The organism is Comamonas halotolerans (assembly GCF_030162935.1).
Classification (GTDB): domain Bacteria; phylum Pseudomonadota; class Gammaproteobacteria; order Burkholderiales; family Burkholderiaceae_C; genus Comamonas; species Comamonas halotolerans.
This window is the reverse complement of the sequence record NZ_JASAUZ010000006.1, coordinates 22,398-38,842: the sequence shown is the minus strand read 5'-3', so window position 1 is coordinate 38,842 and position 16,445 is coordinate 22,398. Positions and strand designations below refer to the sequence as shown.

At 56.6% G+C, this 16,445-nt stretch carries 14 protein-coding genes; 6 read left to right on the top strand and 8 right to left on the bottom strand.

From position 1 onward, the window contains the following. Positions 1 to 103: 103 nt before the first annotated feature. From QEP11_RS05660 to surE, 6 genes are all read right to left on the bottom strand, one after another. A complete protein-coding gene (locus QEP11_RS05660; RefSeq protein ID WP_284335669.1) occupies positions 104 to 1,342 on the bottom strand; it encodes a pseudouridine synthase in 1,239 nt (412 codons plus the stop codon). Between the two features lie 76 nt (positions 1,343 to 1,418). Next, positions 1,419 to 2,195, bottom strand: a complete 777-nt coding sequence (scpB, locus tag QEP11_RS05655) for an SMC-Scp complex subunit ScpB (RefSeq protein WP_284335668.1) — start codon at positions 2,193 to 2,195, stop codon at positions 1,419 to 1,421. Between the two features lie 103 nt (positions 2,196 to 2,298). Then, positions 2,299 to 3,327, bottom strand: a complete 1,029-nt coding sequence (locus QEP11_RS05650; protein ID WP_413788686.1) for an RluA family pseudouridine synthase — start codon at positions 3,325 to 3,327, stop codon at positions 2,299 to 2,301. An 89-nt stretch (positions 3,328 to 3,416) separates the two neighbouring features. Beyond that, positions 3,417 to 4,265 carry a peptidoglycan DD-metalloendopeptidase family protein gene (locus QEP11_RS05645; protein WP_284335667.1) on the bottom strand — a complete coding sequence of 283 codons (849 nt, stop codon included), beginning with the start codon at positions 4,263 to 4,265 and terminating at the stop codon, positions 3,417 to 3,419. Between the two features lie 13 nt (positions 4,266 to 4,278). Next, positions 4,279 to 5,061 carry a protein-L-isoaspartate(D-aspartate) O-methyltransferase gene (locus QEP11_RS05640; RefSeq protein ID WP_284335666.1) on the bottom strand — a complete coding sequence of 261 codons (783 nt, stop codon included), beginning with the start codon at positions 5,059 to 5,061 and terminating at the stop codon, positions 4,279 to 4,281. Beyond that, positions 5,058 to 5,846 (bottom strand): 5'/3'-nucleotidase SurE, encoded by a 789-nt coding sequence (surE, locus tag QEP11_RS05635; RefSeq protein WP_284335665.1) that lies wholly within the window; start codon positions 5,844 to 5,846, stop codon positions 5,058 to 5,060. The genes QEP11_RS05640 and surE overlap by 4 nt, the downstream gene beginning before the upstream one ends. A 1,235-nt stretch (positions 5,847 to 7,081) precedes the next feature. Here surE and gltS point away from each other — a divergent pair. The 4 genes from gltS (at position 7,082) to QEP11_RS05615 (ending at position 12,437) form a co-directional block, all read left to right on the top strand. Beyond that, positions 7,082 to 8,320 (top strand): sodium/glutamate symporter, encoded by a 1,239-nt coding sequence (gltS, locus tag QEP11_RS05630; RefSeq protein WP_284335664.1) that lies wholly within the window; start codon positions 7,082 to 7,084, stop codon positions 8,318 to 8,320. 92 nt (positions 8,321 to 8,412) lie between these two features. Beyond that, a complete protein-coding gene (locus QEP11_RS05625) occupies positions 8,413 to 10,272 on the top strand; it encodes a gamma-glutamyltransferase family protein (RefSeq protein WP_284335663.1) in 1,860 nt (619 codons plus the stop codon). A gap of 151 nt (positions 10,273 to 10,423) precedes the next feature. Beyond that, complete coding sequence (locus QEP11_RS05620) at positions 10,424 to 11,995, top strand: phospholipase D family protein (protein ID WP_284335662.1); 1,572 nt, start codon at positions 10,424 to 10,426, stop codon at positions 11,993 to 11,995. Between the two features lie 31 nt (positions 11,996 to 12,026). Next, positions 12,027 to 12,437: an XRE family transcriptional regulator gene (locus tag QEP11_RS05615; RefSeq protein WP_284335661.1), complete on the top strand. Its 411-nt coding sequence runs from the start codon at positions 12,027 to 12,029 to the stop codon at positions 12,435 to 12,437. Here QEP11_RS05615 and QEP11_RS05610 read toward each other — a convergent pair. Beyond that, complete coding sequence (locus QEP11_RS05610; RefSeq protein ID WP_284335660.1) at positions 12,434 to 13,429, bottom strand: GlxA family transcriptional regulator; 996 nt, start codon at positions 13,427 to 13,429, stop codon at positions 12,434 to 12,436. The genes QEP11_RS05615 and QEP11_RS05610 overlap by 4 nt on opposite strands. A gap of 166 nt (positions 13,430 to 13,595) precedes the next feature. Between QEP11_RS05610 and QEP11_RS05605 the strand changes: the two genes are divergently transcribed. Continuing rightward, positions 13,596 to 14,420 carry a hypothetical protein gene (locus tag QEP11_RS05605; RefSeq protein WP_284335659.1) on the top strand — a complete coding sequence of 275 codons (825 nt, stop codon included), beginning with the start codon at positions 13,596 to 13,598 and terminating at the stop codon, positions 14,418 to 14,420. A 247-nt stretch (positions 14,421 to 14,667) separates the two neighbouring features. Then, the gene (locus QEP11_RS05600) at positions 14,668 to 15,777 is read left to right on the top strand and encodes an S-(hydroxymethyl)glutathione dehydrogenase/class III alcohol dehydrogenase (protein ID WP_284335658.1); all 1,110 of its coding nucleotides are present in this window, start codon (positions 14,668 to 14,670) and stop codon (positions 15,775 to 15,777) included. A gap of 80 nt (positions 15,778 to 15,857) precedes the next feature. Here the strand turns inward: QEP11_RS05600 and QEP11_RS05595 are convergent, their stop codons facing one another. Continuing rightward, positions 15,858 to 16,298: an SH3 domain-containing protein gene (locus QEP11_RS05595; RefSeq protein ID WP_284335657.1), complete on the bottom strand. Its 441-nt coding sequence runs from the start codon at positions 16,296 to 16,298 to the stop codon at positions 15,858 to 15,860. Positions 16,299 to 16,445 lie beyond the last annotated feature (147 nt).

The window sequence follows — 16,445 nt, the reverse complement described above, 5'->3', positions numbered from 1 at the left end:
TTCCTAATGAAAATGGAATGATTTTTTGCCGACTCGGCAAAACCCTTGATTCTACCGGGGCGCTGGCAACCCTAGAAACTGCTTGCCAAGCACCCTTGACGGCTCAACGGCCGCTTCTGCGTGCACCCGGCTTGCGCTTTTGCGCAGCGCGGGCACGTGCCAGACTGTCACTTCCGATGTAACCGACAGAGGTTTTCATCGGATCGGGCTGCCCGCTGGGCAACTGGTAGTCGTTATTGCTGGTGCGCTTGGGGCCGGACTTGGTTTTGCGGCGAGCGCGCAAGAAGCGCTCCTCTTCCGCCTCATTCACCCGAGCCTTCTTGCGCGAGCCCGCACGATCCGATTCCCGACGCACATTGCCCTGCGCTGCAGCGCGTTTGGGCTTGGGCATCGCCACGCCTGCTGCCTGGATCAGTGCCTGCACATCTTGTTCATCCAGCTCCATCCAGGCGCCACGGCGCAAACCGCGTGGCAGCTGCATGGCGCCATAGCGAATACGGATCAAACGGCTGACTGCACGCCCCACGGATTCAAACATGCGGCGCACCTCACGGTTGCGACCTTCCGAAATGGTCACTCGATACCAGACGTTGGCACCTTCGCCGCCTCCATCTTCAATGGAACCAAATACAGCTTCACCGTCTTCAAGCTGCACGCCCGTAGTCAGCAACTGCTTTTCTTCCTTGGTCAAGGCACCCAGCACACGCACCGCATACTCGCGCTCCAGACCAAATCGAGGGTGCATCAGATTGTTGGCCAAAGTCCCCGAGCTGGTGAACAGCAACAAACCTTCGGTGTTCAAGTCCAAACGACCTACCGACTGCCACTTGCCGTTATGCAGCTTGGGCAGGCGACGGAATACCGTGGGACGGTTTTGCGGGTCATCCAGCGTCACCACTTCACCCGCGGGCTTGTGATAGGCCAGCACGCGCACTGCTGGCGGATCAATGCGTACCTTTACAGGCTTGCCGTCCACCTTGATGTTGTCACCCAGCTGAATGCGCTGCCCCACGTGGGCAGGCTCTGCATTCACCGTGATACGACCTTCGGCAATCCAGCGTTCGACCTCCAGGCGCGAACCCAGCCCGGCCTGCGCCAGCACTTTATGCAGCTTGGGAGATTCAGCCTCTGGCTTGAGCACACGCTTGGCAGGCACAGCCTCCTCACCCGACACCTCAGCCGCATCCAGTTCACCAGACACGATGGCGTCAAAGTCGTAGCCGGGTTCAGCATTGAGCAGCTCAAGCAGATCTTGCTTTGGCTGGGCCACTTCAGGATTGGCCTGTGGCTTGCGCTCGGCAGTGCGCGACGCAGGACGCGCAGGCTTTTGTTCTTTCGTCATGTTTTTCCATTTCTGCGTCTGCCGATTCCTAAAGGCACGACGCTTTCAATCAAATTAGGCGGCGCACGCCCAGCGCTTAGGCTTTATCAGGGTTTTCGGCCGCATCCGAGGCACGCAGCACACTCTCGTCCAGCACTTGTGCAGCTTCAGCTGACTCAACGTCCGTAGCCTGCGCAGGCACAAAAACCTCATCCATTGGCAGTACTGGCTGGGCAAACAAGTCATCCATAGGCAAGTCTGCTGGCAGCGCAGACACCTCATCCACCGGCACATTTTCAGCCTCAGTCCCAGCTTCAGTTGCAGACTCCCCTTCCAGGGCGTTGAAGAGACATGCCTGTGTCTCTGGCTCATCCAGCATCGGCAGCTCATCCAGCGATCTCAGCCCCAAGTCGTCCAGAAACTGGCGCGTTGTGGCCAGCAAGGCAGGACGGCCCACCGTTTCCCGGTGACCAATTTCCTCTACCCAACCACGGTCTTCCAGCTGTTTGATGATCAAGCTGTTGACCGTCACGCCACGGATATCTTCAATATCCCCGCGCGTGACCGGCTGGCGGTAGGCAATGATGGCCAAGGTCTCCAAAACTGCGCGACTGTATCGCGGCGGTTTTTCAGGATGAAGTTTGTCCAGATAAACACGCATTTCCGGACGGCTTTGAAAGCGCCAGCCAGAAGCTATTTGCACCAATTCCACGCCACGCCCAGCCCAATCCTGCTGCAGAGACAAAAGCATGTCCTTGAGCGTGTCAGCACCCAGGTTGCCATCAAACAGCGCGCGCAAATCGCGCAGCGGCAAAGCTTGCTGCGCGCAAATCAAGGCGGTTTCTAGGACCCGTTTGGCATCAACCGAGTTCATGGTTTAGACGCAAAGCCTCGCAAGAGGAAGGGTAAAAGACAGATGGACCGGACCCTCACGGGCAAGTACACCAACGATTCAAGCAAGCAGCAGTGCCTGCTCTTTAATTCAACGGGGAATTGTAGCTCAGACCCAGTTTTTCGATGGCAGCACGGAAATCGGCAGGAGGCTCTGCCGCCAATTCCAGGGTCTCGCCGGTGCATGGATGAACAAACGACAATCGAAACGCGTGGAGCGCTTGACGCTGCATGTCACCTGCGGCTGCCCCCCCATACAAGGCATCTGCCACCAGTGCGTGCCCCAGCGAAAGCATGTGCACACGAATTTGATGGGTACGCCCGGTGTGTAGCTTGCAATGCACCAGACAATACTCTGCTGTCGTGTCCCAGCAGGTAATGTCCGTGCGAGCCTCTTTCCCGGCATGCTGCGCCAAATCCACCACAGCCATACGCAGGCGATTGCGTGGATCACGACCAATCGGCGCATCCACCTTCTGCAACTGGGCACCCTTCCAAGGCTTGTGCGCCAGCGCCAGATAACGGCGGCTTACCTCTCGGCGCGCAATCAGCGCAACCAGCGCATCCATGGTTTGGCGGTCTTTGGCAACCACCATCAGGCCACTGGTGTCCTTGTCCAGACGATGCACGATACCGGCTCGCGGCACCGTTGCCGCAGCAGCATGGTGAGCCAGCAAGCCGTTGAGCAGAGTTCCCTGCCAGTTCCCGGGCGCAGGATGCACCACCAAACCCGCAGGTTTGTTGACCACCAGCAAATGTGCATCTTCATAGACCACATCCAAATCCATGGGCTCAGGCTTGAAGGACTGGCTTTGCGCAGTGGGGCGCATTTCGACACTGATGGCATCACCCAGCTTCACTTTCGCCGATGCCTTGTTCACAAGCTTGTGGTTGAGCTGTACAGCGCCTTGCTCCAGCAATTGCTGCAGATAGCTGCGCGAGAACTCCGGCACCAGCTCCACCAAAGCCTTGTCCAGACGCACACCGTGTTGAGCCATCTGCGCTGTAAGTGCACGCACCTCCACCTCAGAGGCAGAGATTTCCACCTCCGCCCCATCATCGGCATCCAAGGGCACATCAAGCCCAGCAGGCACAGCGTTAGAACTCACGCGCATTCCCTATCAAAAACATCCAAACAAAAATGCCCGGTGTAAGGTACACCGGGCATGGCATTCGAGGCTTACGCCCTTATGCACTCACTGAATCAACGGCTTGGCAGATAACGCGATGGGTCCACAGGCTTGCCCTGGCGACGCACTTCAAAGTGCAACTTGACGCGATCGGCATCCGAACTGCCCATTTCAGCAATCTTCTGACCTTTTTTCACATTCTGATCTTCTTTAACCAACAGCTTCTGGTTGTGGGCATAGGCAGTCAGGTAAGTGTTGTTGTGCTTCAAGATCACCAGATGACCATAGCCCCGCAAGCCGGCACCAGCGTACACCACACGCCCATCAGCCGCCGCGATGATCGGATCACCGGCCTTGCCCGCAATGTCCAGGCCCTTGTTCGTGGACTCGTTAAAGCCTGCGATCACCGAACCAGACGCTGGCCACACAAAGCCCAGGCCGCTGGCATCGCCACCGGTGGAGCTGGACACGCTAGGTTCTACTGGTGCAGGCGCAGGAGTAGGCGCGGCAACCACCGGTGCAGTGCTGCCTGCTGGTGGCAGAGGCACAGGCTGTACGGTGGTGGATGCCACAGGGCGAGTGCCTTGAGGGGACTCGGCCGCTCCTGGCGGTACCACACGCACCACCTGACCCACCTCAATCAGATTGGGATTGGTCAGATTGCTCCAGCGCGCAATGTCTTTCCAGCTTTGACCATGCTCCAGGCCAATACGAATGAGTGTGTCACCGGGTCGAACCGTGTAGTAACCAGGTTTGCCGGCATTCTCCGCTCCCGGGAGCGTGGATGGATCTACACGCGAACCCGCCGCGCCCCAACCACCACGATCTTCAACTGGAGCCTTGTTCACCTGAGCACAACCCGCCAGCAAACTACCAGCGACCAGCACTGCACTCAAAGCTCCAAGACCTCGCGATAACAACATATTTATTTCCCTTTCAGGCAATCCCAGATTTTAAAGGAACGAAGTGCACTGCTTCGAGCACAGACTCTTTAAATCCGTGCGGTGTTTTATCCACTACCAAGAGTGCTTGCTGCCCCGTCCCTCTTACAGTGGGTGCAACCAGGCGCCCACCCACAGCCAATTGATCCAACCAAGCTTGAGGCACTGCGCTACCGCCCGCCGCCGAGATAATGCCCGCATACGGTCCGCCTTGGGCGTAGCCTAACATCCCGTCCCCAAACAAAAGGTGAACATTAGAGAGTCGCAGTGGGCGCAAATTGTTCCGTGCTTTTTCGTGCAATCCTTTGAGTCGCTCAATGGAATACACCTGCTGCGCGACACATGCCAGCACTGCAGCCTGGTAACCACACCCTGTACCCACTTCCAGCACCCGCCCCAGGCGGCCTGCAGTGCGAACACAGTCAGCCCCCTCCAGCAACTCAATCATCCTCGCCACGACACTGGGCTTGGAGATGGTCTGCTGCAAACCAATGGGTAAGCTGGTGTCTTCGTATGCTTGATTGACCAATGCACTGTCCACAAACATATGGCGCTCGACCTTGCCTAATGCATCCAGGACCTTGGTGGATTGAACACCCGTCGCCGCCACACGCTGAACCATGCGCATGCGCACTGCTGCCGAGTCCAGTCCCAAGCCCACAGGCGGTGTGCTTGAACGTTGAACCTGAGCTGCACCACTACTCACACGAGCATGGATGTGTTTGGGTACAGCGGACGCAGCAATCCAGCCTGGCACTGGGCGCTTGGGCTCACTCATGCAGCCTCCCTGGCTGATACCACTGCGTCGAGGCGCGATGCAGTCTGTGCCCAATAAACCAAGTTTTCATGATCGGTCAAATCAACCTTCAGCGGCGTCAGTGCCACATGCCCCTGCGCCGTGGCATGAAAATCCGTCCCTTCGGACTCGTCTTTTGCTGCTCCAGCACTACCAATCCAGTACATGGTTTCGCCACGTGGACTGATTTGGGTAATCACAGGCTCTGCCGAATGGCGCCTGCCGAGACGACACAGCTTCACAGCCCCCAACCGCTCCAACGGCAAATTGGGAATGTTGACATTCAGCAGCCATGGCGCATGGCCAATCAACTGCTGCAAGCGCATTTGCTGAACCAGCTCCTTTGCCTTCTGCGCAGCAGACTGCAACTCCCCCCAATCACGCTCAACCTGCGAGAACGCTATGGAAGGCACGCCGAACAAATACCCTTCCATGGCAGCGCCTACCGTGCCGGAGTAAATGGTGTCATCTCCCATGTTGGCACCATTGTTGATGCCAGACACAACCAGGTCGGGTCGATAGCCCAATAGGCCGGTCATTGCAATATGCACGCAATCTGCTGGCGTTCCGTTCACATAACGGAAACCGTTGGCAGCGCGCAGCACATACAGGGGTGAATGCAACGTCAATGCATTGGATTTCGCACTGTTATTGTGTTCGGGAGCGACAACCTCCACCTGCACACCTTCAATCGATGCCAAAGCATCGTGCAGCGCGACGATGCCTGGAGCCTGATAACCGTCGTCGTTGGAAATAAGAATCTTCATGGGTTCTAAACAGATTGCACCGATTGTAGGTGCCGCACAGACAAGCGCAAACATGCACGCAGCAATGCCATAGCACCAGGGAAGCTCGGCGGACTCTGCAAGACTTGATTCCAGGTATTCTGTTTCGCAAACAAAGCCGTGCTTGAACGCAACCCCACCGATATCACTCGTGGATTCCACAAGCGCTTGGCCGTAAATCGCCCGCCACCCCAGCCAATTAGCCAATCATTTTGAAGAAACGTCTGGCCTTCTGCGAAGTAACCGCTCTGCCCCTGCATGGCCGCACCACATCGCCACCGCTGTACCTACCCAGACGTTCGCCAAAATCATACTGCCCAGCACTTTCAAAATACTGGGGAGCCGAGAGCTGGAAGCCCTGAATGCCTGTTTATGCACGCCTTGCTGCGCATGGTTGCACATCACATCGCCGCAGTGACCCAGCCCCCGGTGCCGATAGCAGGCAAAAGTCTCCAAGAGGCCCCTTGGACCTTGCCGCAACTGGATCGGCTCTTTCCCACCTCAAACCTGTTATTTACTCATCTTGAAATTGACAGCACTTATGGCAAAGCACACTTAGCAGCAGCTCCTTCTTCCATGCAGCAGACTTGTTCACAGTTAGGCCACCGTGTGCAACAAATTAGGAGTGTCAAAAATTTGGGTGCTTTGGCGACCATGCGGCAAGCCTTCCTAGACTCCGAACGCTGCCTCACCACGGAAAACTACACGAAGCCCCCCCCCACTGACCGGCTTGCGAGTCCTGACTCAGCAACAAGCAACAACGCGTGGCCCAGAGCCACGTCATCTTGGGCTGAAGGCATTGCCCACCTGTAAAGCCGCACCACACTGGTGCACCCTGCAATCGGTCTTGCATAAGCCTCCTATCACATTTCACGAGCACCAAAAACAATCCGATAGGAGTGCGGGTTTTCCCCACAACAGCAAGCACTAACGAATATATTAGTGCATGGTTCGCGCGAATTGCCTTATACGCATTTGCTTATAAGCGTGACATACCGAAAAGCTCAAAAAAGCTTTTCAACAATTTGAGGACTTCTTCCAGAGTGCGTTTGTTCGGCAAACGCAAAGCTATTCTTTCAATAGCCATAGGAATCTAGTTTTTCCATCTCTGGGTAGACAAGTCTTTGACCTTCAACCGTAAGCGCTTTCTTCCACGCTCCAGCGAGTGCTGCTGCGTGGATAGTTGCTGTTGCTGCTTCTTGTGAAAGAGACCTTTCATGCATGTAAATTTCAGTGCGTACTACACGCTCATACTCGCCGTATTGGTACTGCTTCTAGGCAAATTCCTAGTGACGCGAATCCGTTTCTTACGTGATTTCAATATTCCAGAACCTGTTGCGGGCGGTTTGGTTGTAGCCACTGTGATTTTTATTCTGCACTCCACACTGGGCTGGTCGTTCGGATTTGAATCAAGCTTGCAAACAGCCTTCATGCTGGTCTTCTTCTCGTCGATTGGCCTGAGTGCCAACTTCGCCAAACTCAGACAAGGTGGCTCCGGTCTAGTCATCTTCTTGGGTGTAATCGCTGCTTTCATTCTGGTGCAAAACTCCGTGGGCGTAGGCTTGGCAACGATACTGGGACTTGACCCTTTGGTTGGCTTGGTTGCTGGCTCCATCACACTCATTGGTGGTCATGGAACTGCCGGCGCTTGGGGATCCGTGCTGGAGCAACAGCACGGTCTGACTGGCGCCACCACTTTGGGCATGGCTTGCGCCACCTTCGGTCTGGTGATCGGCGGCATTCTGGGCGGCCCGCTGGCCAAACGCTTGATCACACGCCACCGTTTGGCCAAGCCTCGCAGCGAGGCGGATCAGCTTTCTCTGCAACCTGATGCTGTGACTGAGCACAGCAATGTGGCCAACTTTGAATCCTCTGGGAAAACACCGCGACTGATCACCGCCGATGCAGCCATTGAAACGCTGGCACTGTTTGCTGCATGCCTGGCCTTTGGTGAGTTCATGTCTACCGTGACCAAGGGAACAGCGATCCAGCTACCTACATTTGTGTGGTGCTTGGGTGGCGGTGTAGTAATTCGCAATGCTCTGGACTACATCTTTGGCTTCAAGGTCTTTGACCGTGCAATTGATGTTTTTGGCAACGCTGCATTGTCAATCTACCTGGCTATCGCATTGCTGTCCTTGAAGCTGTGGGAACTGAGCGACCTTGCTGGTTCATTGATGATTATCTTGGCCGTCCAAACTTTGGTAATGGCGCTGTACGCTACCTTCGTGACCTTCCGCATCATGGGAAAAAACTACGATGCGTCCGTTCTGGCAGCAGGTCACTGCGGCTTTGGCATGGGTGCAACACCCACGGCCGTCGCCAATATGCAAGCCATTACCAACCAATACGGCCCCTCGCACAAAGCCTTTCTGATCGTGCCTTTGGTCGGCGCTTTCTTTATTGACATCATCAATGCGTTCTTGATTCAAGCCTTCATCGCCTGGATCCGATAATCCAATAGGCCAGTAGGTGCGTGATGCACCTACACCATGAACGGTGTTTCTACTGCACACTGGAGGCATTCACTCAACGAGGAGACTGCCCCATGCGTGACCAAGACCACCGCCTGCTACGCCCAGCCACTGCGCTGGGCGTTGTCGTTTCTGCTGCCCTGCTGGCAGCATGCGGCACCCACCCCGAAGCGCCCAAGCAACAACTGAGCTATCAAATTCCAGATCAGCCAGAAGGCAGTTCAGGCTGGAGCGAAAAACCAGGTTGGGCCACCGAAAAGTTTGCTGTGGCCGCAGCCAACCCATTGGCCACAGATGCGGGCTACCAGGTCCTGAAAGCTGGCGGCACTGCGCTGGATGCAGCCATCGCCGTGCAAATGGTTTTGGGACTCGTGGAGCCGCAATCGAGCGGCATTGGCGGTGGCGCTTTTTTGCTGCATGCTGCAGGCACCCAGATTGAGGCCTACGATGGGCGCGAAACTGCGCCCGCTGCCGCCAATGAAAATCTCTTCTTGCAAGCCAATGGCAAACCTATGGCATTTCACGATGCCGTAGTGGGCGGTCGCTCCGTCGGCACACCGGGAGCAGTGCGCATGCTGGAGATGGCGCACAAAGAGCACGGCAAGCTGGCTTGGGCCTCTCTATTTGAACCGGCCATTCGCTTGGCCGAGCAGGGCTTCAAAGTGAGTCCCCGGCTGCACACACTTTTGGCAACTGAAAAGTTTCTGCCCAACGACCCCATCGCGCGTGCCTACTTCTATGGTGCTGATGGCAAGCCACTGCCTGTGGGTACCGTATTGAAAAACCCGGAGTACGCCAAAGTGCTGCGCGCCATTGCTAAAAATGGCAGCAAGGCACTGCACGAAGGAGAGATTGCGCAGGCCATTGTTAACAAGGTGCGCAGCCACCCCGGTAACCCGGGCGTACTGGCTGTCGAAGACCTTGCCAAGTACCAGGCCAAGAAGCGCAGCGCACTGTGCTTTGACTGGAACCTGCCTGCCTCGGCACAAGGTATAGCGGCAAGAGGCTACAAAGTCTGCGGCTTCCCGCCGCCCAGTTCAGGCGCCATCGCCATCGGTCAAATTCTGGGCATTTTGGGCAATACCTCTGCAGCCTCCATGCCACTGGGCGCAGATGGACTGCCCACTGCCGACTGGCTGCATTTCTACACCGAAGCCGCACGCCTGGCGTTTGCAGACCGTGCCTTGTATGTGGCAGACCCTGACTTTGTTCAAGCACCAGGCGGCGACTGGCTGAATTTGCTGGACAACCGCTATTTGAAAGAACGTGCGGCCCTGATTGGTCAGCAAAGCCTGAAAGTGGCCCAGCCTGGCAATCCAGCCAGATTCAAGGTCAGCCACGGTCCCATGCCGGAGCAGATCGAATACGGCACCAGTCATATCAGCATCGTGGATAGTTTTGGCAATGCCTTGGCCATGACCACCACCATTGAGGACCAGTTCGGCAGCCGCCAAATGGTCAAGGGCTTTTTGCTCAACAATGAGCTGACCGACTTCAGCATGGCACCCAAAGCCGCTGATGGGCAGCCGGTTGCCAACCGGGTTGAACCCGGTAAGCGCCCTCGCTCCTCCATGGCTCCGACGCTGGTTTTTGACAAAGCCACAGGCAAGGTCATCATGAGCGCAGGCAGTCCAGGCGGGGCGCAAATCATCCACTACACCGCAAAGACGCTGCAAGGCGTGCTGGGCTGGGGTCTGACGCCGCAGCAAGCTATCAATCTGCCCAACTTCAGCAGTCTGAACGGACCTACACTGCTGGAAGCCAAGCGTTTTCCTGCGGCAACCATACAGGCACTGCAAGCGCGTGGCGCGGAGGTCAAGGAGCAAGATCTCACCAGCGGCCTGCAGGCCATTACCAGAGGAGAAGCCCATGGCAAAGTCTTCTGGTTTGGCGGTGCAGACCCTCGACGTGAGGGTGTGGTGATGGGTGACTAAATTGCCCTCCATTGCTGGACTGCCAGAGCGTGCGCACCTGCAAGGTACAAGGATTCGCGCTGCAGTCCAGTAACATATGCAAAGCGCTTCATCGAGTGAGGTAAGCTTTGTCAACTGCTTGTATCAGCAGCGATATTCCTACTACTTTTATATGTATGAACGTTCTTTGCGCTGCTTGGGGGGTGTGGTCATGGCACTCAGTCTCCTGAGTGCTTGCAGCTTACCGACTGTGGTGCACGACGACAGCGCGAGCAAGGCAATTGCGCCGGAAGTTTCAGCCCAAACCAAACTGGGCCAGGCCTATACGCATTTGAGCCGTCAGGCTCAGGCCGATGCCGCACACTCTGGCATCTACCCGCTCAATGACCCTCGCGAAGCATTTGCGGCTCGCGGCTTGCTTGCTCGCGAAGCGGAGCATACGCTGGATGTCCAGTACTACATCTGGCGCAACGACAAGACCGGCTTGCTGCTACTGCACGAGTTGCTCATGGCTGCCGATCGCGGGGTGCGCGTTCGCTTGCTGCTGGACGATGGTGGCACAGCAGGGCTGGATCAGGAACTGCGCTCGCTGCACAGCCACCCCAATGTGCAAGTGCGCTTGTTCAACCCCTTTGTGCAGCGTGGCTGGCTCAAATCTCTGGGTTACATCACCGAGTTCAGCCGTACCAATCGGCGCATGCACAACAAGTCGTTTTCGGCTGACGGGCAATCCAGCATTGTGGGGGGGCGCAATGTTGGCAACGAATACTTCGGGGCAACCGATGGCGTACTGTTTGCCGACCTGGATGTACTGGTCATCGGACCCGTCGTTCAAGATATTGAGCAAGACTTTGACCGCTACTGGAACAATGTAGCCGCCTATCCCGTCGACCAAGTCGTACACGCAGAACCGCTGCCTCTGGACAATTTGCGCAATAGCGGCCTTGCACTGATGCAAGCGCCTGCTTCGCAGGATTACCAAAAGGCATTGCAATCGACCTTTTTTGTACAAAACTTGCTGCGCGCCCAGCTCCCCATGGAATGGGCCAGCGCCACGCTGGTGAGTGACCCACCAGAGAAAATCCAGGGAGCAAGCCAAAAAACGCAGCAGATTGGCGCGCAATTGCTACGTGCCATCGGTACGCCTCACACCTCGCTGGATCTGGTTTCTCCCTATTTTGTTCCAACCCAAGCGGGCGTTGATGCCTTTGCACATATGCGTGCCCAAGGCTTGCGCGTACGCATTCTGACCAATGCGCTAGAAGCCACCGACGTGGCCATCGTGCACTCAGGCTATGCCAAATACCGCAAACCGCTGCTCGAGCAAGGGGTGGAGCTGTACGAGATGCGAGGTCAGGCACCAGACTATGCGGATGAAAAGCTGCGCCTGCAACTGAAGGCCCTGGGTAGCTCTGGCAGCAGCCTGCATGCCAAAACATTTGCAGTGGATGGCAAACGAGCTTTCGTTGGCTCCTTCAATTTTGACCCTCGCTCTGTGCATCTGAATACCGAAATGGGCCTGATGATCGAAAGCCCGGCATTGGCCCAGCAAATCAGTCACAGCTTTGACCGCTACATTCCCAGCTCAGCCTATCGCGTCACACTCAGTCCTCAAGGGAAGCTACGCTGGCACAGCGGTATCGGTGATCCTCCCCCTGTGTACGACCAAGAGCCGCAGACTACGTGGTACCAGCGCTGGACATTGTGGCTGCTTGGCAAATTGCCGATTGAATGGCTACTGTAGGAAATATTTATAGAGTTACAAAAAATGGTGGATGAACGGCACTACCATGCGTGCCATGCCCCGTCAGAACATCAGCCCGGCACAATTTCCACCGTTCATCCTGCAGCAGATTGAACAGCTTGCCCAGCACATCGTCACTACTCGCAAACAGCGCGGAGAAACCCAGGCCCAATGGGCCGAGAAGCTGGGTATTTCCCAGCCCACCATGGCACGCATCGAACGCGGAGATCCAGCCATTGCCACAGCCACCTATGTGATGTGTTTGTGGCTGGTCAACCCCGAACTGGATCTGCTGCAACTGGTGGGAACTTCCCGTCCTGCTGCAGCCCTATTTCCCGAAGCTGACCAGCTCCCCGTTTCAGGACATGCGAAGTCCGCCGCTGAAGAGTTCGCTGATTTGCTGGCGCAATGGAATGTGCCGGAACTCTCCGTTGCCTCCTAATCGCCAAAGTGCTCTCGATAGGCCACCGGGGTGATGCCCAGCCGCTTTTGAAACAGGTGACGCAACGCCTGCTCAGAACCCATCCCCACACGCGCGGCCACCGTTTTCAAGGGCAGATCTCCGCGCGTCTCCAGCAGCTGCTTGGCACCTTCCAGGCGTGCGTTTTCAACGAATGCGCTGGGCGTCAAGCCAATCTCCTGCTGAAAAATTCTGCGAAAGTGGCGCTCACTCATCGCTGCTTTTTCAGCCAGCAATGCTTGCGGCATGGGTTGCTCCAGATTGGCCAGTACCCATTGCTGCACCAGCCGCACGCCGCTGTGCTGCACCGACTGACTGGCTAACTGGACACTGAATTGTGACTGGCCCCCTGGGCGCTTGAGGTACATGACCAAATCGCGCGCCACCTCCAGCGCCAGCGCATGACCGAAGTCCTGCTCAACCACGGCCAGCGCCAAGTCAATACCTGCAGTCACACCTGCCGATGTCCAGTAATGCACGTCTCGTACATAGATGGCATCGGCATCCACCTTGACTTTGGGGTGCCTTCTTTGCAACTCCTGCGCCACACTCCAATGTGTTGCGGCACGGCGGCCATCAAGCAAACCTGCTTCAGCAAGGAAGAAGCTCCCGCTGCACAGCGTCACCATGCGCGCCACCTGCGGCGCCACGCGCTGCAGCCAGGCCACCAAAGGCGTGCTGGCTTGCAACACAGTGGCAATGTGCCTTGCCCCGACCAGCAACGCAGTGCAACCTGGGAACTGCTCCACATCCGCCAATGTGTGTGTGGCCTCCAGAGCCATCAATGTGTCCGAGCGCACCAGACCTTTTTCCGCCGCCACAACACGCAATGCATAACCATCAGGCAGTCCTTTTTGCCGCAGATGCACATTGGCGTAATCAAAGACCGACATGGGCCCCACGGCCTCCAGAGCCTTGAATCCAGGGTAAACAATCACATCCACGCGGTGCGCGCCTGGGTGGTGGTGTTTCATGACAAAAATCCCGGCTGCCAGGGCCTGCGCCAACCAACCCAACAGCATTTAGATACATCTTTATAGCGCGTGAAGCCGACTATACGCACACGCAGCCTTCTCGCAGCGCACTCCCGGGCTAAAGTTGAAGCCCTTGCAGCTTGGCGCACGATGCGCACCGTTCACCATGATTCCTGGCCCGCTCTTTACGCTTCCGATGTTGCTGCTGCTGTTGGCGCCATTTCTGGCTGCAGGGCTCAGTTTGCTACTGCTGCTGCGTGGGCTTTGGTGGTGGCTGAGTTATCGGCATACGCCTTCCGTACAACGGCCACGTTTTTGGACCTGGCTGGTGATACTGCTGACTGCCCTGGCTGTGGCTGGAGATATCTGGGGTTTGGTGCTGACATACCAATTCCAGAAAACGGATGAACGGATCAGACTGCAGGCCCACTACCGGGAAAGCCGCCAGCGCTTTGTATTGCCCCAGGACTTTCAATACGGCGAGATGCTGTTTCCCAAAGGCACGCTCATCAATCGTTATGAGGCTCATGACAATGGAGAGCGCCAGCGTCCGCTGGGCTTGCGCAGGCTGGATGCAGCCCGATTTCCTGAGCCTGTGGAGATTGCGGGAGCATGGGTGAATGCGATCGATACGCACGGAACACTGGAGCTGGCCCGCGATCAACGCATTGGCCCGGTATACCACTTCGACCGCACCGTGAATGAGCCCTACGGTGCCTGGGTCGTTGACCCCAAACGTCCTTACCTGGAATGCCGCGCTGGAGATATTGCCCATTACCACGCACCGCTGATTGACTACGACATAGTGTCCGAATTTGTAGTGGGCGAACCCGACGGAGCCCTGGCGCGGTTCCGGCCCAGTCAGTGGGGCTTTACGTCCTGCGAAAGTGGTCAGGCCCCCATTGATGTAAAGCCCGCTTACGACCAAGCAGCGCCACCCGGTGCGCATACATCTGTGTGGGGACCGCTGATTCCAAATGAAGATGATTAACTGCCGGGGGAAAATGCCCTGATTTGCTGGCACCGCAAAAGCACGATGTTTGGCAGGGTTCGCTCTGTTTGACTGATTGATGAGTGACCGATTCTTTAAAATTCCTCACATTCGGCCAAAGCCCATGCATCCTCGGCCACGGCCGCTCACGCTGCGATGCTATCGCCTACATTCATACTTTCCGCCGGGTACGTCCGCAGCGATGCTGGAACTGCCCGTTTACCTCTCTCACTAGAAAGAACCGCCCATGAAATCCCGCGCCGCTGTTGCCTTTAAAGCTGGAGAGCCCCTGCAAATCGTGGAAATCGACGTTGCCCCGCCAAAGAAGGGGGAGGTGCTGATCAAGATTACCGACACGGGTGTCTGCCATACCGATGCCTTCACCCTCAGCGGTGAAGACCCCGAAGGCCTGTTCCCCGTAGTATTGGGCCATGAGGGCGCCGGCGTGGTAGTGGAAGTGGGCGAAGGTGTGACCAGCGTCAAGCCAGGCGATCACGTCATTCCGCTGTACACCGCAGAGTGCGGTGAGTGCCTGTTCTGCAAGAGCGGCAAGACCAATCTGTGCACCTCGGTGCGCGCCACCCAGGGCAAGGGCGTGATGCCCGATGGCACCACCCGCTTCAGCTACAACGGTGAACCGATCTACCACTACATGGGCTGCTCCACCTTCTCCGAGTACACCGTGGTGGCAGAAGTCTCTCTGGCCAAGATCAATCCCGACGCCAACCATGAGCAAGTGTGCTTGCTGGGCTGCGGTGTTACCACTGGTCTGGGCGCCGTGAAGAATACCGCCAAAGTGCAAGAAGGCGACACCGTGGCCGTATTTGGCCTCGGTGGCATTGGCCTGGCGGTGATCCAGGGTGCCAAGCAAGCCAAAGCGGGGCGCATTATCGCCATCGACACCAACCCGTCCAAGTTCGACTTGGCCAAGACTTTTGGCGCTACTGACTGCATCAACCCCAAGGACTACGAAAAGCCTATCCAGCAAGTGATCGTCGAAATGACTGGCTGGGGCGTGGATCACAGCTTTGAGTGCATTGGTAACGTGAGCGTGATGCGTGCAGCGCTGGAGTGCGCACATCGTGGCTGGGGCCAGAGCGTGATCATCGGCGTAGCCGGCGCGGGCCAGGAAATATCCACGCGGCCCTTCCAGCTTGTGACAGGCCGCAAATGGATGGGCACCGCATTTGGCGGCGTCAAGGGCCGCAGCGAACTGCCAGGCATGGTGGAAGACGCCATGGCCGGAAAGATCCAGCTGGAGCCATTTGTCACCCACACCATGGGACTGGACAAGATCAACGAAGCATTTGATTTGATGCACGAAGGCAAGTCCATCCGCTCGGTGGTCAAGTACTAAGACCTTGCGTCAGGCACAAAAAAGCGCTCCAAAGGAGCGCTTTTTTCATGCATGCTGCATCAGCAATATGATGCCTGTAATCACCATCCCCACAGCAGTTTTTTGGAAATCCATCCCGTCTTGCCATCGCTGGCCCTGCCTTTGACCCACCCGTTTTTCTTTTCCAGGGTCTGAACCAGATCGTATTTCTGCAAGCGGCCCACTTTCCTGTTCTGGGTGCCCGGGCCGCTTCGCATATTGGCGGTCTCGGACTTCACGATATGGTGTGCCTTTTTGCCTGTCAGCGGACGATACACCCACCCCAGCTCACCTTCAAAGTCTTTGACCTTGAGCCAGTTGCCACGTTTTTGCATGACCTGCATGGGGTAGCCATCTGTCAGCTCCCAGGTGATGTCAGACTTTGTCGAAGCCGACGCTCTGATATTCACCTTGTTGCCAGAAATACTCACGAATTCTGCATGTGCATGTGCCACCGAAAAAGCAATGCCCAACGCTGCCACTGTTTTCAAAAAAACATTCATTCCCATTCATCCATTTCTATCGTTTTTCTGCCACCAGTTGTAGGCCCACCACTGCTGCATTAGCGCAGAACGCGGCTGACCATCTGTAGTCGGAGCGCCATAGGTAATGAAGGTTCCCCCAGCAATGCATAAGAACGTGTTTACGAT

What these genes read in the sequence shown, in the direction of transcription:
- scpB (WP_284335668.1), bottom strand. Translation starts at nt 2,195, where the DNA reads ATGAACTCGGTTGATGCCAAACGGGTCCTAGAAACCGCCTTGATTTGC.
- surE (WP_284335665.1), bottom strand. Translation starts at nt 5,846, where the DNA reads ATGAAGATTCTTATTTCCAACGACGACGGTTATCAGGCTCCAGGCATC.
- QEP11_RS05595 (WP_284335657.1), bottom strand. Translation starts at nt 16,298, where the DNA reads ATGAATGTTTTTTTGAAAACAGTGGCAGCGTTGGGCATTGCTTTTTCG.
- QEP11_RS05660 (WP_284335669.1), bottom strand. Translation starts at nt 1,342, where the DNA reads ATGACGAAAGAACAAAAGCCTGCGCGTCCTGCGTCGCGCACTGCCGAG.
- QEP11_RS05645 (WP_284335667.1), bottom strand. Translation starts at nt 4,265, where the DNA reads ATGTTGTTATCGCGAGGTCTTGGAGCTTTGAGTGCAGTGCTGGTCGCT.
- QEP11_RS05650 (WP_413788686.1), bottom strand. Translation starts at nt 3,327, where the DNA reads ATGCGCGTGAGTTCTAACGCTGTGCCTGCTGGGCTTGATGTGCCCTTG.
- QEP11_RS05600 (WP_284335658.1), top strand. Translation starts at nt 14,668, where the DNA reads ATGAAATCCCGCGCCGCTGTTGCCTTTAAAGCTGGAGAGCCCCTGCAA.
- QEP11_RS05605 (WP_284335659.1), top strand. Translation starts at nt 13,596, where the DNA reads ATGATTCCTGGCCCGCTCTTTACGCTTCCGATGTTGCTGCTGCTGTTG.
- QEP11_RS05615 (WP_284335661.1), top strand. Translation starts at nt 12,027, where the DNA reads ATGAACGGCACTACCATGCGTGCCATGCCCCGTCAGAACATCAGCCCG.
- gltS (WP_284335664.1), top strand. Translation starts at nt 7,082, where the DNA reads ATGCATGTAAATTTCAGTGCGTACTACACGCTCATACTCGCCGTATTG.
- QEP11_RS05610 (WP_284335660.1), bottom strand. Translation starts at nt 13,429, where the DNA reads ATGAAACACCACCACCCAGGCGCGCACCGCGTGGATGTGATTGTTTAC.
- QEP11_RS05620 (WP_284335662.1), top strand. Translation starts at nt 10,424, where the DNA reads ATGTATGAACGTTCTTTGCGCTGCTTGGGGGGTGTGGTCATGGCACTC.
- QEP11_RS05640 (WP_284335666.1), bottom strand. Translation starts at nt 5,061, where the DNA reads ATGAGTGAGCCCAAGCGCCCAGTGCCAGGCTGGATTGCTGCGTCCGCT.
- QEP11_RS05625 (WP_284335663.1), top strand. Translation starts at nt 8,413, where the DNA reads ATGCGTGACCAAGACCACCGCCTGCTACGCCCAGCCACTGCGCTGGGC.